The organism is Actinoalloteichus caeruleus DSM 43889, from assembly GCF_000429185.2.
Taxonomy (GTDB): domain Bacteria; phylum Actinomycetota; class Actinomycetes; order Mycobacteriales; family Pseudonocardiaceae; genus Actinoalloteichus_B; species Actinoalloteichus_B caeruleus.
The window spans coordinates 4,888,000-4,902,121 of record NZ_AUBJ02000001.1 but is presented as its reverse complement, the minus strand read 5'-3'; the positions used below and the strand labels follow the sequence as shown (position 1 = coordinate 4,902,121).

Annotated in this window: 11 protein-coding genes; 5 read left to right on the top strand and 6 right to left on the bottom strand. The window is 73.1% G+C overall.

Annotated elements, in window-relative coordinates; all coding sequences use genetic code 11:
- Positions 1-64: 64 nt before the first annotated feature.
- Entirely contained in the window at positions 65-1,054 is a 990-nt protein-coding gene (locus tag G443_RS19860; protein WP_026419323.1) for a glycosyltransferase family 2 protein, read from the top strand.
- A 615-nt stretch (positions 1,055-1,669) separates the two neighbouring features.
- Here G443_RS19860 and G443_RS19855 read toward each other — a convergent pair.
- From G443_RS19855 to G443_RS19840, 4 genes are read right to left on the bottom strand one after another with little or no spacing between them, the layout of a single operon-like run.
- Entirely contained in the window at positions 1,670-2,503 is an 834-nt protein-coding gene (locus G443_RS19855; protein WP_026419325.1) for a hypothetical protein, read from the bottom strand.
- The gene (locus tag G443_RS19850; protein WP_026419326.1) at positions 2,500-2,835 is read right to left on the bottom strand and encodes a type VII secretion target; all 336 of its coding nucleotides are present in this window, start codon (positions 2,833-2,835) and stop codon (positions 2,500-2,502) included. Before G443_RS19850 ends, G443_RS19855 begins: the two co-directional genes overlap by 4 nt.
- A gap of 3 nt (positions 2,836-2,838) precedes the next feature.
- A complete protein-coding gene (locus tag G443_RS19845; RefSeq protein WP_051314091.1) occupies positions 2,839-3,306 on the bottom strand; it encodes a YbaB/EbfC family nucleoid-associated protein in 468 nt (155 codons plus the stop codon).
- Positions 3,307-3,312: 6 nt separating this feature from the next.
- Entirely contained in the window at positions 3,313-4,008 is a 696-nt protein-coding gene (locus tag G443_RS19840; protein ID WP_155886189.1) for a DUF6346 domain-containing protein, read from the bottom strand.
- A gap of 198 nt (positions 4,009-4,206) precedes the next feature.
- On the opposite strand from G443_RS19840, the gene G443_RS19835 reads away from it, so the two are divergent.
- Both G443_RS19835 and G443_RS19830 read left to right on the top strand, forming a co-directional pair.
- Positions 4,207-6,723, top strand: coding sequence for a glycosyltransferase (locus tag G443_RS19835; RefSeq protein ID WP_026419328.1), 2,517 nt, complete (start codon positions 4,207-4,209; stop codon positions 6,721-6,723).
- Positions 6,710-7,816 (top strand): glycosyltransferase family 4 protein, encoded by a 1,107-nt coding sequence (locus G443_RS19830; RefSeq protein ID WP_026419329.1) that lies wholly within the window; start codon positions 6,710-6,712, stop codon positions 7,814-7,816. The genes G443_RS19835 and G443_RS19830 overlap by 14 nt, the downstream gene beginning before the upstream one ends.
- A gap of 732 nt (positions 7,817-8,548) precedes the next feature.
- On the opposite strand, the gene rfbD is transcribed toward G443_RS19830, so the two are convergent.
- Both rfbD and rfbB read right to left on the bottom strand, forming a co-directional pair.
- Positions 8,549-9,469 carry a dTDP-4-dehydrorhamnose reductase gene (gene rfbD, locus G443_RS19825; protein WP_026419330.1) on the bottom strand — a complete coding sequence of 307 codons (921 nt, stop codon included), beginning with the start codon at positions 9,467-9,469 and terminating at the stop codon, positions 8,549-8,551.
- A gap of 5 nt (positions 9,470-9,474) precedes the next feature.
- The gene (gene rfbB, locus G443_RS19820) at positions 9,475-10,467 is read right to left on the bottom strand and encodes a dTDP-glucose 4,6-dehydratase (RefSeq protein ID WP_026419331.1); all 993 of its coding nucleotides are present in this window, start codon (positions 10,465-10,467) and stop codon (positions 9,475-9,477) included.
- Between the two features lie 443 nt (positions 10,468-10,910).
- On the opposite strand from rfbB, the gene G443_RS19815 reads away from it, so the two are divergent.
- A complete protein-coding gene (locus G443_RS19815) occupies positions 10,911-12,497 on the top strand; it encodes an LCP family protein (RefSeq protein WP_245588852.1) in 1,587 nt (528 codons plus the stop codon).
- A gap of 177 nt (positions 12,498-12,674) precedes the next feature.
- Positions 12,675-14,102, top strand: coding sequence for an LCP family protein (locus G443_RS19810; protein WP_245588853.1), 1,428 nt, complete (start codon positions 12,675-12,677; stop codon positions 14,100-14,102).
- Positions 14,103-14,122 lie beyond the last annotated feature (20 nt).

Genomic DNA, 14,122 nt, shown 5'->3' with positions numbered 1-14,122 from the left:
GACGATCCGGAGCCGGGACCGCCGGCCGCCACCGGCCCCGGCCCCGTGGGTAGGTTGGTCGGTCATGGACACGGCCGACCCCGGGACCACATCGGCTCGCAGCACCGTCGTCATCGTGACCTGGCGGGCGAGGGACCACCTCGAACACTGCCTGGACGCGCTGGCGGCACAGACCCGGCCGCACCGGCTGCTGGTGGTCGACAACGCTTCGGACGACGGCACGGCCGACCTGCTGAGGGCGCACCCGACCGCCCCGGAGGTGCTGCGGCTACCGGCCAACTCCGGGTACGCCGGGGGGATGGCCGCCGCGCTGCGCCGGGTCCGCACCGAGTTCATGGTGTGGCTGAACGACGACGCCGTCCCCGCACGCGACTGGCTCGCGGCCCTGGAGGACGCCGCCGACGCCGACCCGGGGGCAGGGGCGGTCAGTTCGCTGTTGCGCGCGGAGGACGGCACCGTGCAGTCGGCCGGCGTCGGGTTGACCCCCGACGGCCACGGACGCGATCTCGGTGCGACCACCGGGGTGGACGGCACCGCCGAACCCGTGGAGGTGTTCTCCTTCTGCGGGGGCGCCGCCCTGGTGCGCACCGAGCCGCTGCGCGCGCTCGGCGGCGTGCCCGAGTCCTACTTCTGCTACTACGAGGACACCGACACCGCGTGGCGGCTGCGGCTCGGGGGCTGGCGGGTACTGCTCGCCCCCGCCGCCGGGGTGCGCCACGCGCACGGTGCGAGCAGCGCCCCGGGCTCCCCCCGTTTCCACCGGTGGAACGAACGGAACCGCCTCGTGACGCTGGTGCGCTGCGCGCCGCTGCCGGTCGCGCTCCGGGAGGTGCTGCGGTTCACCGCGATCACCGCGGCGCTCCCCCTCCGACGCCGGCTGGGACGACCAACGCCGGACGCCGCGAACTTCCGGGTGGGGCTCCGCCTCGGCGTGCTCGGCGAGACGCTGGAGCGGACACCCGAGGCGCTGCGGTTCCGGCGGGAACTCGGCCGCCGGGCCGTGCTGGACCGGACGGCGGTGTGGCGTAGCTGGGCTGGCCGGGACGAGCGGTGAGCGGCGCCGCCCGCACCGCCCCTGGTCGCCGTGCCAGCGGGTGGACCGCCCCGCTCGTGACGAGGAGCGCGCCGCCCCCGCCGCGCCGGCCCGCCGGCCCGACTCCGCGGTGATGGCCGCACCGACGACGACCAGGCGAGCGGAGCACCGGCAGCGCGGCCTGGCCTGGTGACGGCACCCGCCCCCGGGACGTCGTAGCCCCCGCCCGACGACGGCGGGGAGGGATGCGACGTGGCCCAACGTGGCCCACCTCCTCGACCAGGGTCGGGACGGGACCGAACCTCCCCGATCACCTCGCCTAGCGGCCCGGGTCCTCGGCGTCCGACCTCAGCGGCCGGCCCCGGAGCACCGGCGCGAGCGGCGCCGGCCGGCGGGGAGCAGGAACCCGCTCGGCCCACACCGCGAAGTACTCCCACGACCGGAAGTGCTGCCACGACCGGTCATCCCCCGCCGCCTGGTCACTCGGGTGGACCCCGAGGCCCGACGGGGAACCGCACCCCGCCTGGGCCACCTCACCCGCCACGTGGGCAACCGGGCCGTCTCGCCCCGACCTCCGCGCGGTCGGCGCGCGGGGGCGGGGAACGCCCGGCGGTTGGCCGCCGGGACGGCCCCGGGTCAGGCCGAGCTCTCCCCGGTCGCGAAGGGCTTGTCGTCGACCTGGGTGGAGTACACGGCGAGGTTCTTCGGCACGGCGATGGCGAGGGTCTGGGCCACGTCGGTGAGGACGTCACCGAGCTTCGCGACGTGCTTGCTGAGCCCGGTGATGCTCAGCACGGCCTTCTGGATCCAGTCCTGGACCTTGTTGGCCCACTTCATCACCAGCCGGATCCCGTCGGCCACGAGGACCGGGGTGGCGAGGCCCAGGGTCAGTCCGGCGGCGGCCGCCGCCCGGATGAGCCACTGCACGAGCTCGCTCATCGCCTCGGCGATGAGGTCCCGCACGATGGTGCGCACCACCGACACCACCGTGGCCCCCGCCGTCAACGCGACTCCGACCCCGTTGGCGGCGATCGAGGCGGCCTGGATGGCGGCGGCCTGGCCCATCGCGACGGGGCGGTAGGCCTCCACCGCCGGCCCCTCCCAGCCCTCGGTGTCGGCGCGGACGATGTCGCCCATGTCCTGGGAGGACTGCCCGAGCGAGTCGGCCACGTTGCCCCAGGTGGCCGCGTTGGTGTGCACCACGTCGGGGTTGCCGGCCAGGCAGTTCAGCAAGTCGGGCAGCGGCGGCACGTGTTCGATGAACCAGGCGAAGGCGGAGGTGAGCAGCGTGCCGAAAGGGTCGGCGACCACTGCCAGCGCGTCCAGGCCGGCCGCGCCGATGTTCACCCCGGCCTCGAGCCAGTCGCCGTTCTGGACGGCGGTCACCGCGTCGCCGGCGGCCTCCACCATCACGACCGCGTCGAGCTTGTCACCCCCGCTGTAGTCGGGGGCGATCAGCGGGTTCGTCATGGCGTCGACGGTCCTTCCAGTCGCTCGGCGATCTGGGCGAAGAGGCGGCTCACGCCCTCCTCCAACAGCTCGTAGGTGTCCGCGGAGGCGGTGATGGCGGTGCTGGTCGCGCTGACCGTTTCGCCGGCGGCGGCGATCGCGCCGTGGCCGAGGGCCTCGATGCTGCCCATCAGGGGCAGCATGATGGGACTGCACAGCAGCCCGTACGCGGTGGTGCCGCTGATCGAGGCGTGGGTGGCGGCGTCCTGCGCGACCCCGATCTGCTGGACCACCCCGTCGAGCCGGGCGGCGTGCTGCCGCATCTGCTCGGGGTAGACGTGGAACCCGTCCATCCGTCACCACCCCCTGTCGTTGCGCCAGCTGGCGCCGCCGTCCGGGTCGTCCGGGTCCTGGGGGTCGTCCGAGCTCCGGGCTGCTCCCCCGGTGTCCTCGTCGTCGAGCTGGGGGAACCGCTCCTGGTAGCCGCCCATCACCGCGTTCAGCGACTCGCTGTCCTCGCCGAGGATCGGGGCCAGCGCCTCCCGCATCTGGTCGGCGATCCGGGCCTGCGCCCGGCGGAGGGTGTCGAGGATCTGCGCGGACAGCTCCTCGGGGCGCCGGGTCATCGCGGCCGGCGTCAGGTCGAGGGCGGTCATGCCCCCGTTGCTGTCGACCGTCACCGAGACGGCGCCGTCCCGGCTGCGTTCGCTGACGCGCGCCTCCCTGGCGGCGGCCTGCAACTGGTCGGCCTGGCGCAGCTTGGCCTGCATCTGTTCCTGGAAGCCGCGCAACATGGCGTCGGCGGCGCTGGTGTCGGGCTGCACGTGTCCTCAGTCTCCCTGTCCGGTGGTGCCTCGCTGCTGGTGGGGCGGTAGGTGGCTGGCGGGGGGAGCGGGTGGTCCGCCCTGGCTCCCCGGTCGGCCGCTGCTGCCCCAGTGCGGTCCGAACCTGGGGTTCGGGGGGCTCCCCCCGCCGTTCCGCTCCTGCTCACCCTCCCGCTCCGGACGCGGCAGGAACCCGAGGCGCACCAGGACGCCGACGGTCACGGCGAGGACGAGCAGGTTCGCCAGGGCGTAGGCGGCGATAGAGATCGGCGGCGGGACGGGGGCTCCGGAGCGGTCCGTCCGGAAGACGGCGAGCTTCCATCCGCCACCCGCCACGATCTGGACCTCCTCCACCGGGACCTCGGTGCCCAGGTCCTCCCGGGTCAGCTGCCGGGGGTAGGCCTCACGGTGCTCCACCCGGCCGTCCGACCAGTGGATCTCCGCGGTGCACACGTCGGCCGGCCCGATGCCGCCCTCCAGGCTGATGGGCCCGGTGCTCCGGCAGCTCGTCACCTCGGCGGTTCCCGCGTCCACCACCGGCCTGTCGTCCGCCTTGGTCCCGCCCCAGGTGTGCAGGGTGGTCGTGAACGGGAACACGAGGGCGAACAGGGTCAGGCCGACCACCCCGAGGACGACCCCGGCCACGATCTTCCGGCCTCTGCTGATCTCCGCCACCGTCCACTCCTCACCTGGACCTGACACCCTGACGGAAGCGTAGACAGCGCGGCCGGCCACCGGGGGCGTTTTCCTCACAGAAGGTTGCCACGGGACTCCGCAGGGCGATCATGGTGGCGGGGGGCGGCGGTTCCCCCGGGTCCGCCCCCCGGCGCGAAGCGGATAGGGCAGGCTTAGACGCGGCTGGTCGCCGACCGGCCCGAGGAGAAGCTGAGGGGGAGCGACGTGCCCGAGCCGAGTTCCGGGGGCCTGCCGACAGTTTCCGTGGTGGTGGTGAACTACCGGGGGGTCAAGGACACGATCACCTGCCTCCGGTCGCTGCGGGACGACCTGGACTACCCGGCCGACCGCCTGGAGATCATCTGCGTCGACAACGCCTCCGGCGACGGCAGCGTGGAACGGCTCCGGGACGAGATGCCCGACGTCACCCTGGTCGAGTCTCCGGAGAACCTCGGTTTCGCCGGCGGCTGCAACCTCGGCGCCCGCCAGGCCAGTGGCCAGGTGCTCGCGTTCCTCAACAACGACGCCCGCCCGGACGCGGAGTGGGTGCGGGCCGCGGTCGCCGTGTTCCGCGCGGAGCCCACGGTCGGCGCGGTCGCCAGCAAGGTGCTCGACTGGGGCGGCGAGCTGATCGACTTCGTCGACGGCGGCCTCACCTGGTTCGGGATGGGGTACAAGCGGCACGCCGGTCAACGTGACGACGGCAGCCACGAGGTCGCCAGGGACGTGCTCTTCGGAACCGGTTCGGCGCTGTTCGTGCGCACCGAGCTGTTCGCCGCTCTCGGTGGCTTCGACGAGCGCTACTTCATGTTCTACGAGGACGTGGACCTCGGCTGGCGGCTGAACCTGCGCGGCTGGCGGGTGCGGTACGAACCGACGTCGGTGACCTACCACCGGCACCACGGCTCGATGGGTTCGGTCGACTCGTCCCGTGAGTACTACCTGTTGGAACGCAACGCCCTGGCGACGCTCTACAAGAACCTGGAGGACGAGACGCTGGCGAAGGTGCTGCCGGCGGCGCTCGCCCTCGCGGTGCGCCGGTCGACGGCACGGGGGGACATCGACCCCACCCAGCTGGAGATCACCCGCCGCCCGGCGGACCGGGGTGCCGACGCCGAGCCCGTCCCGGTGTCGCGGGAGGCGCTGGCCGGTTTCCTGGCGATCGACCAGTTCGTCGAACTGCTGCCCCAGCTGGCCGAGTCCAGGAAGGTGGAGCAGGAGTCGCGGGTCCGCTCGGACGGCGACATCGTTCCGCTGATGCGCAAGGCGCTGGAGCCGGCCTACCCGCTCCCCCGCTACCTGGCCGCCCACGAGACCCTGGTGCGGGCCTTCGGACTGGACGAGGCGTTCGGACGCCCCCGGCGGGTGCTGGTCGTCACCGGTGACGCGATCGCCGAACGGATGGCGGGCCCGGCGATCCGCGCCTGGCACATGGCCGAGGCGCTGTCCACCGAGCACGAGGTCAGGTTGGTCAGCGTCAACAACCACCACGAGCCGCCGGAGGCGGGTTTCCCGGTGGTGCACGCCAGGCCGAGGGACCTGGGCACGCACATCGCGTGGTCCGACATCGTGGTGGTGCAGGGCCACATCATGGAGATGGCGCCCGAGCTGAAGGACCCCTCCTCGGGCAAGATCGTGGTCTGCGACGTCTACGACCCGATGCACCTGGAGTACCTGGAGCAGGGCAAGGACGTCGACGACGAACGTCGCGCCCGCGACCTCGACGGGGTGACCCGGGTGTTGAACACCCAGCTGATGCGCGGGGACTTCTTCCTCTGCGCCTCGGAGCGGCAGCGGCACTTCTGGCTCGGGCACCTGGCCTCCCTGGGCCGGCTCAGCCCCGGGATGTACGACTCCGACCCCACCGTGCGGTCCCTGCTGTCCGTCGTCCCCTTCGGACTGCCGGCGGCCCGACCACGGCGCACCGCGCCGGCGATCCGGGACGTGGTGCCCGGCATCGGCCAACGGGACCGGGTCGTGCTGTGGGCCGGCGGCGTGTACAGCTGGTTCGACCCGTTGACCCTCGTCCAGGCCATCGACAAACTGCGCCGGGAGGAGGACGGCGTCCGGTTGTTCTTCCTCGGCATGCAGCACCCCAACCCGGACGTGCCCGAGATGGGCATGGCCGGGCAGACCCGCCAGCTCGCCGACCGGCTGGGCCTGGTCGGTTCGCACGTCTTCTTCAACGAGACCTGGGTGCCCTACCACGAGCGGCACAACTGGCTGCTGGACGCCGACTGCGGGGTCACCACGCACTTCGACCACGTCGAGACGACGTTCGCGTTCCGCACCAGGGTCTTGGACTACCTGTGGGCGGGTCTGCCGATCATCACCACCGACGGGGACTCGTTCGCGGACCTCGTGCGGCGGGAACGGCTCGGGGTGGTCGTGCCGGCCGAGGATGTCGACGCGCTGGCCGCCGCCCTGCGCCGGGTGCTCTACGACGAGGCGTTCGCCGAGTCCTGCCGGACGCGGATCGCGGAGGTGCGCGAGCGGTTCACCTGGGACGCGACCCTGCGCCCGCTGCTGGAGTTCTGCCGCGACCCCCGGCCGGCGGTGGACCGGCTGGGCGGGTCGGCTCCCTTGGTGCGCGAGCAGCCGCGAGGGGCCGGCGGCCAACTGAGGCATGATCTTGGTCTGATCCGGGAGTACCTCGACCTCGGTGGTCCCGGCGAGGTCGCCCGCAGGGCGGCCGGCAGGTTACGCAGGCTGGTGAAGGAGACGGTGCGTGGTCGACGCTGACGGTTCCGGGCGCAAGCTGAGGATTCTGCTGGACGGGACGCCGCTGCTGGGTGCCCGCACCGGGATCGGCCGGTACACGGCCGCGTTGGCCGAGGAACTGGCGTCGATGCCGGGCATGGACGTGACCGCTCTCGCGTTCACGCTGCGCGGTTGGCGGACCCTGCGCGGTGTCCTGCCGCACGGGGTCCGGGCCCGTGGTCTTCCCGTGCCGGCGCGTGCCCTGCGGGCGGCCTGGCTCCGCACTTCGGCGCCTCCGGTGGAGCTGCTGGCCGGCCGCGCGGCGGTGCTGCACGCGACGAACTTCGTCCTGGCACCCACGATCTTCGCGCGGGGTGTGCTCACCGTGCACGACCTGGACTTCCTGGACTCCCCCGAGGAACTGCCGGCCGGGGAACGGGACCTGCCCGAACTGGTGCGGCGCTCCGCTGGCCGGGCGGCGGTGGTGTGCACCCCGACCTCGGCGGTGGCCGAGGTGGTCACGGAACGGCTGGGGGTGCCCCAGGAACGGATCGTGGTGACGCCGTTGGGCGTGGACGCGGCCTGGTTCGCCGCCCGCCACCCGACCTCCGCCCTCCGGTCCGCGTTGGGCATCCCCAAGGAGTACCTCCTGTTCGTGGGCGCGGACGGCCCGAGGAAGGGTCTGAGCACGCTGCTGGCCGCCCACGCGGCGCGCCCGGAGCTGCCGCCGTTGGTGATCGCCGGCCCGGCCGCCGCGGACCCGCCAGGGTCGACCGACCGGGTGATCAGGACCGGCTACCTGCCGGAAGTGGACCTGCGGAGGGTGGTGGCCGGCGCCTCGGCGCTGGTGCTGCCGTCCCGGAACGAGGGCTTCGGTCTTCCGGTGTTGGAGGCGCTGGCCTGTGGGGTGCCGGTGGTCTGCTCCGATGTGCCCGCACTGCGCGAGGTGGCGGGTGGGCAGGCCGTCCTCGCCCCGGTGGGCGACGTGGAGGCGCTCGGGGCGGCCCTGGTCCAGGCGTTGGACAGCCCCAGCGACACGGCGACGTTGACCGCGCGCCGGGACCACGCCGCCGACTTCAGTTGGCGCCGGTGCGCCGAGGCGACGGCGGCGGCCTACCGCAGGGCGGCTGGCTGAGGCGGAGCCGCCGTGGGCGGTCCGGGCTCCCGGGGCGCGGCTCGTCCACCAACACCTCCACCGCCAACCGGGCCACATCCTCCCGAGCCACCCACGCCACCCGACCACCCCCAGCCGGAGCCGAAAGCACCCCGTCCTCCCCCACGCACCCCGGCGCCACATCCGCGTTAGACCGTGTTGCGCAACGACCGTTGGGGGGCGGGACGCCGTTGGGGGGCGGGGCGGCCGTGCCCCTCATGGGGGACCCGGCGGCGACGGGACGACCGGGTCGCCTGTTCCGCTCATCCTCGGTGTCGGGTGGTGCCCGCACGTCCACCCGGGGGAGCAGCCGTGTCCTGTCGGCGAGGTAGCCGGAGCACACCCCCACCCACCCGGGGGAGCAGCCCCGCGGCAAGCCTATCGGCGGGCCGGTGACGTGCGCCTCCACCCGCACCGACCGCTGTGGACAACTCCCTGATGGGGACAGGGCGGCCAGCCGAGGAGTTCCTGATGGGGACAGGGCGGCCAACCGAGGACGATCAGCACGGCCAACGGGCGGCACCTCTGGCCGGGCCGTGGGGACCACGGCTGCCACTCCCCCGGGGGACGCTCACCCCTTCCCGCCGGGATTCCGGGGCACGCCCGCCCCAAGAGGGAAGGACGGGCAGGGCGGGTTCCGGCGGGGGCCTCGGCACGCTCGCCCGGGGAGGCGCGCCCTGGTAGCGGGCCGCGTTCCTCCCCGAGGTCCCGGGCTCAGTTCCGCAGTTCCTCACCCTGCTCGGCGAAGGCCGCCGCCAACGCCTCCCGCCAGGGGCGGAGCGCTCCCAACCCCTCGTCCTCCCACCGCCGTGGGGACAGCACCGAGTAGGCCGGGCGGGGCGCCGGGCGGGGGAAGTCCTCGGTTCCGCAGGGGCGGACCCGCTCCGGATCGGCGCCGAGTTCGACGAAGACCGCCCTGGCGAACTCGAACCAGCTCGTCACGCCCGTGTTGGTGCAGTGCAGCACCCTGTTCTCCGGCGGTCGGCCGGCGGCCACCACCGACGCCAGCCGCAGCAGTCCGGCGGCCAGATCGGCCGACCAGGTCGGCGAACCCACCTGGTCGGACACGACGCTCAGCGTGTCGCGCTGCCGTTCCAACCTGGCCATCGTCCGGACGAAGTTGCCGCCACCAGCCCCGTACACCCAGGCGGTGCGCACCACCCATGACCGGTCGGTGCCACCCAGCACCGCCCGCTCGCCGGCGAGCTTCGTCCTTCCGTACGCCGAGCGGGGAGCGGGCGGGTCGCTCGGCTCGTACGGCCGGTCGCCATCACCCGCGAAGACGTAGTCCGTGGAGACGTGGACCAGCGGCACGGCCTCCGCCGCGCACGCCGCCGCCAGCGCCGCCGCCCCGGCCGCGTTGATCTCGTGGGCCCGGGCCTCGTCCTCCTCCGCGGCGTCCACCGCCGTGTAGGCGGCCGCGTTCACCACCACCGGCACGACACCGGAGTTCCGAGCCGCCTCGGCCAGCGCCCCGACGGCGTCCCGGACGGTGTCGGCGTCGGTGATGTCCAACTCGGCGGACCCCGGCGCGTGCGCGAACCCCGCGTCGCCGAGGTGGGCGGGCGCCAATCTGGCGAGGTCGCGGCCGAGCTGCCCGTGGCCTCCCGGCACCAGCAGGGCGAGTTCTGGCATGTCCGTCAGCTCCTCACCAGCGCGGCGCGCCGCTTCAGCGGCTCCCACCAGGCGCGGTTGTCCCGGTACCAGGCGATCGTGCCCGCCAGGCCCTCGTCGAAGGGCACCTTCGGGGCGTAGCCGAGTTCCGCCTGGATCTTGCCGATGTCGACGGAGTACCGCCGGTCGTGTCCCTTCCGGTCGGCCACCGGTTCCACCGAGGACCAGTCGGCGCCGAGAGCCGTGAGCAGCCGGCCGGTCAGCTCGCGGTTGGTCAGTTCGGTCCCGCCCCCGATGTTGTAGATCTCCCCGGGACGGCCGCCCTCCGCGACCAGTTGGATGCCCCGGCAGTGGTCGTCCACGTGCAACCAGTCGCGGACGTTCCCGCCGTCCCCGTACAGGGGCACCGTGCCCCCGTCGAGAAGCCGCGTGACGAACAGCGGGATGAGCTTCTCCGGGAACTGGTACGGACCGTAGTTGTTCGAACAGCGGGTGATGGAGACCGGGAGCCCGTGGGTGCGGTGGTAGGCGCGCGCGAGCAGGTCGGAGGCGGCCTTGGACGCCGAGTAGGGCGAGTTGGGTTCGAGGACGTGGCCCTCGTCCCAGGACCCCTCCGCGATCGAGCCGTAGACCTCGTCGGTGGAGACGTGGACGACCCGGCCGACCTCGGCCTCCAACGCGGCCTGGAGCAGGACCTGCGTGCCCAGGACGTTCGTGACGACGAAGTCGGAGGCGCCGTCGATCGAGCGGTCCACGTGTGATTCGGCGGCGAAGTGCACGAGGAGGTCGGTTCCGCGCATCAGCGGGTTCACCGTCTCCGGGTCACAGATGTCGCCCTCGACCAGGCGGAACCTCGGGTCGGACGCCACGGGGGCCAGGTTGTCGACGCTCGCCGCGTAGGTGAGCTTGTCGAGGACCACGACCTCGGCGTCCGCCAGGGCCGGGTACGCGCCAGCGAGCAGGGACCGGACGTAGTGGGAGCCGATGAAGCCCGCTCCACCGGTCACTAGGACTCGCATCACACTTCCTCCTTCGTGGGGGGCCGACGACGTCACGTCGAGGGTGACCGACACGCCGACACACGGGGGAAGGGCGTGCGCACCGACCGGGCGGCGCCCGGCCCGGACAGTCTGTCACGGGCGGTTCGGGTCGGGAGTGAACCTCGAGGATCTCGAAAACGTCAAACATGTAGCGAGGTGACACCCGTTCAGCCCAACACGGGATTAGCCTTGTTCGGGGCCGGGTACCAACGGTCAGTCGGGGCAGTGCCGGCGCGCACGCGGCAACGTGCGCTCCTGCGGGGAGGAGTTCACGCGTGGAGGATATGCCGCCCGATCCGGGAGGGGCATCCCGCCGCCGCAGAGGCGGTCCGACGCCTCCCCAGCCTGGTCGTACACCCTCTGAGCTGCGGCGGGTCGCCGCGGGCGACCTTGATGACGACCTTTCCTCCGCGCCGACCCAGGTGGGCGTCGGCGGTGGTGCGCTCACCGAGCCGATCGGGGCGGTGGGCGGCGCGGCCAGGGCCTCGGCCGAGCGCGACCGAGCTCGGCGCGGCCGGGGCCGGGTGCGCCCGAGCCGGGCCGGGCGGGCCGCGCTGGCCACCGCGAAGAGCGTGGTGGCCCTCTGCTCGGCGATCGTCATCGGCGGAACCGGCTACGCGTGGGCGACGCTGGGCAGCCTCGGGTCCGGGATGACGACGACGAACGTCTTCGGCGACCGCGACCGCGCGCCGATCACCCCGGACGGGCCGAGCCCGCTCGACGGGGGCATGGACATGCTGCTGGTGGGCATGGACAGCCGCACCGACGCGGAGGGCAACCCCCTGCCGGAGGAGGTCCTCGCGGAGCTGCGGGCGTCCGACAACGACGGTGAGCTGACCGACACCCTCATCCTGGTGCGCGTCCCGGTGGGTGGGGAGAGCGCGACGGCGGTGTCGATTCCGCGGGACAGCCTGGTCAACATCCCCGGCCACGGCTCCTACAAGGTCAATTCCGCGTTCGGCCGGGGGAAACGCGCGGCGGAGGCGACCCTCGCCGCGCAGGGGGTCACCGATCCCCAACAGCTCCACCAGGAGTCCTCCGCCGAGGGGCGCAAGTTGCTCATCGAGACCATCGAGGAGTTCACCGGCGTCGAGATCGACCACTACGCCGAGGTGAACCTGCTCGGCTTCTTCGAGATCACCGACGCCATCGGCGGCGTCACCGTCTGCCTCAACTCCGCGGTGAGCGAACCGAAATCCGGCGCCGACTTCGAGGCGGGTGAGCAGACCATCTCCGGGGGCGACGCGCTGGCCTTCGTGCGCCAGCGCTACGGCCTGCCCCGAGGTGACCTCGACCGGGTGGTGCGGCAGCAGGTGTTCCTCGCCGGGCTGGCGAACAAGCTGTTGTCCACCGACACCCTGACGAACCCGGCGAAGCTGAACAACCTGGTGTCCGCCGTGCAGCGGTCCGTCGTCCTCGACGACGGCCTCGACGTCCCGGGTTTCGCCATGCACATGCAGGACATGGCCGGGGGGAACATGGCGTTCGAGACCATCCCGGTCGGTCACGTCGGGAACTACATCGAGGTTGACCCGGTGGCCGTCCAGGAGTACATGCGGTCGCTGACCGCCGGTTCCTCGGAGGACGGCGGTTCCGAGGAGGCCGCCGACGCGGACAGGGCGGCGGTCACGGTCGGCGTGCACAACGCGGCGCAGGTGACCGGCCTGGCCGGGCAGGTGATGGAGCGGCTGACGACGGCGGGTTTCACCGAGGGCGTGACCGGGAACGCGGAACTGCGCGAGACCACGGTGGTCAGGCACGCGCCGGGCGAGGAGGCCAACGCGGAGCTCGTGGCCGAGGAACTCGGTGGCGTGTCCATCGAGCCGGACGCGAACCTGCCAGCCGGGTCCGTCTCGGTGCTGCTGGGGCTGGACTACTCCGGTGGGGAGTTGGCGGAGGGCGCGGAGCCCGGTCCGGGTGCCGTCGACCCCGGGGCGGTCCAACCGAACGCCACCGCGACGGACGAGGGCGGCGACATCACCGCGAGCACGGTTCCCTGCGTCAACTGACCACCCTCCTCGTCCCGTCGGGTTCCGCACGGTGGCGGCGCGGGCCGGTGATGCGCACTATGAGCGTGGGGGAAACGCTCGGGGCGTGACCACGGCCGGTAACGCCCGGGGGACAGCGAGGGACAGGACCGGTGAGGGCGCGATCCCGCGCCAGCTCGGCGACAGTAGGGGGAACAGGTGGCCGACGAGGGGGAGCCGGGCCGGCGGACATCGGCGACCGACCCGCCGGAGGGAGTGGCGGCGAGCGGGTCCGGGGAGCCCACGCCCCCACCCGCCACCGGGCGGGTCCGGGTGGTGCCAGGTGGTCGAGGACGTGGTCGGGCCCGGCGGGTGCTGGTCGCCGGTGGCCGCTCGCTGACGATCCTCGTCTCGGTCACCGCCCTGGTCGTGACCGGGGTCGCCTGGGTCATGGTCGACCGCATCCAGGAGGACCTGAGCACCACGAGCGTCCTGGCGGACCTGCGGCGGGCGCCCGTGGAGGCCGAGAGGAACGCTCCACCACCGCCCGACGCGGCCGATCTCGCCACCGACATCCTGCTGGTGGGCAACGACAGCAGGACCGACGCGCAGGGCCGCCCCCTGCCGGAGTCGGTGCTCCGGGAGCTGCGCACCGAGGCCAACGCCGGCCTGAACACCGACACCATCATCCTGCTGCGGATCCCCGACGACGGAAGCGCCGCGCACGCCGTGTCCATTCCCCGGGACACCTCGGTTCCGGTGTCGGCGCTCGGCACCGAGGAGAAGATCAACGGCGCCTTCGGGCTGGTGAAGGCGCGGAAGGCGAACGAGTTGGCCGCCCAGGGCGTCACGGACCGGTCCCGGATCGAACGGGAGTCCGACCACGCGGGCCGGTTGGCGCTCGTCCGGGCGGTCCAGGACCTGACGGGCGCGCACATCGACCACTACGCCGAGGTGAACCTGTACGGTTTCTACCTGTTCACGGAGGCGATCGGCGGCGTCGAGGTCTGCCTGAACCAGGCCACCAGCGACACCGACTCCGGCGCCAGCTTCACCAGGGGCGCGCAGGTCATCTCCGGCGGCGACGCGCTCGCGTTCGTCCGGCAACGCAAGAACCTGCCGCGAGGCGACCTGGACCGGATCGTCCGGCAGCAGGTCTTCCTCGCAGCCCTGGCGAACAAGGTGCTGTCCACCGGCACCCTCACCGATCCGGGCAAGCTCCAGGCCCTGTTGGCCGCGACCCGGGACTCGGTGGTCCTCGACGAGGACCTGGACCTCGTGGGCTTCGCCCGACAGCTGGAGGGCATCGCCAGCGGCGCCATCCAGTTCACCACCATCCCCGTCACCGGGGTCGGCGCCCGCAACGACCGGGGTCAGAGCATCATCACGGTGGACCCGACCCAGGTGCGCGACTTCGTCGCCGGCCTCCTCGACGGCGTGGAGGACCCGCCCGCGCCCGCCCGGTCGTCCGGGCCCGGGACACCCGCGCCGGGAGCGCCGTCCGAAGCCCAGGAGACCGGCGCGCCGAGCGCCGGCCCGGCCGCGGCCGGCGGCCCCTCTCGACCTGCGGAGGCGTCCTCGCTGGCCGCTGGTGCGCCGACGGACGAGGACCCGATCACCGCCGAGGGCCTGACCTGCGTGAACTGAGCCGCCCCCGGCGTTCGCCC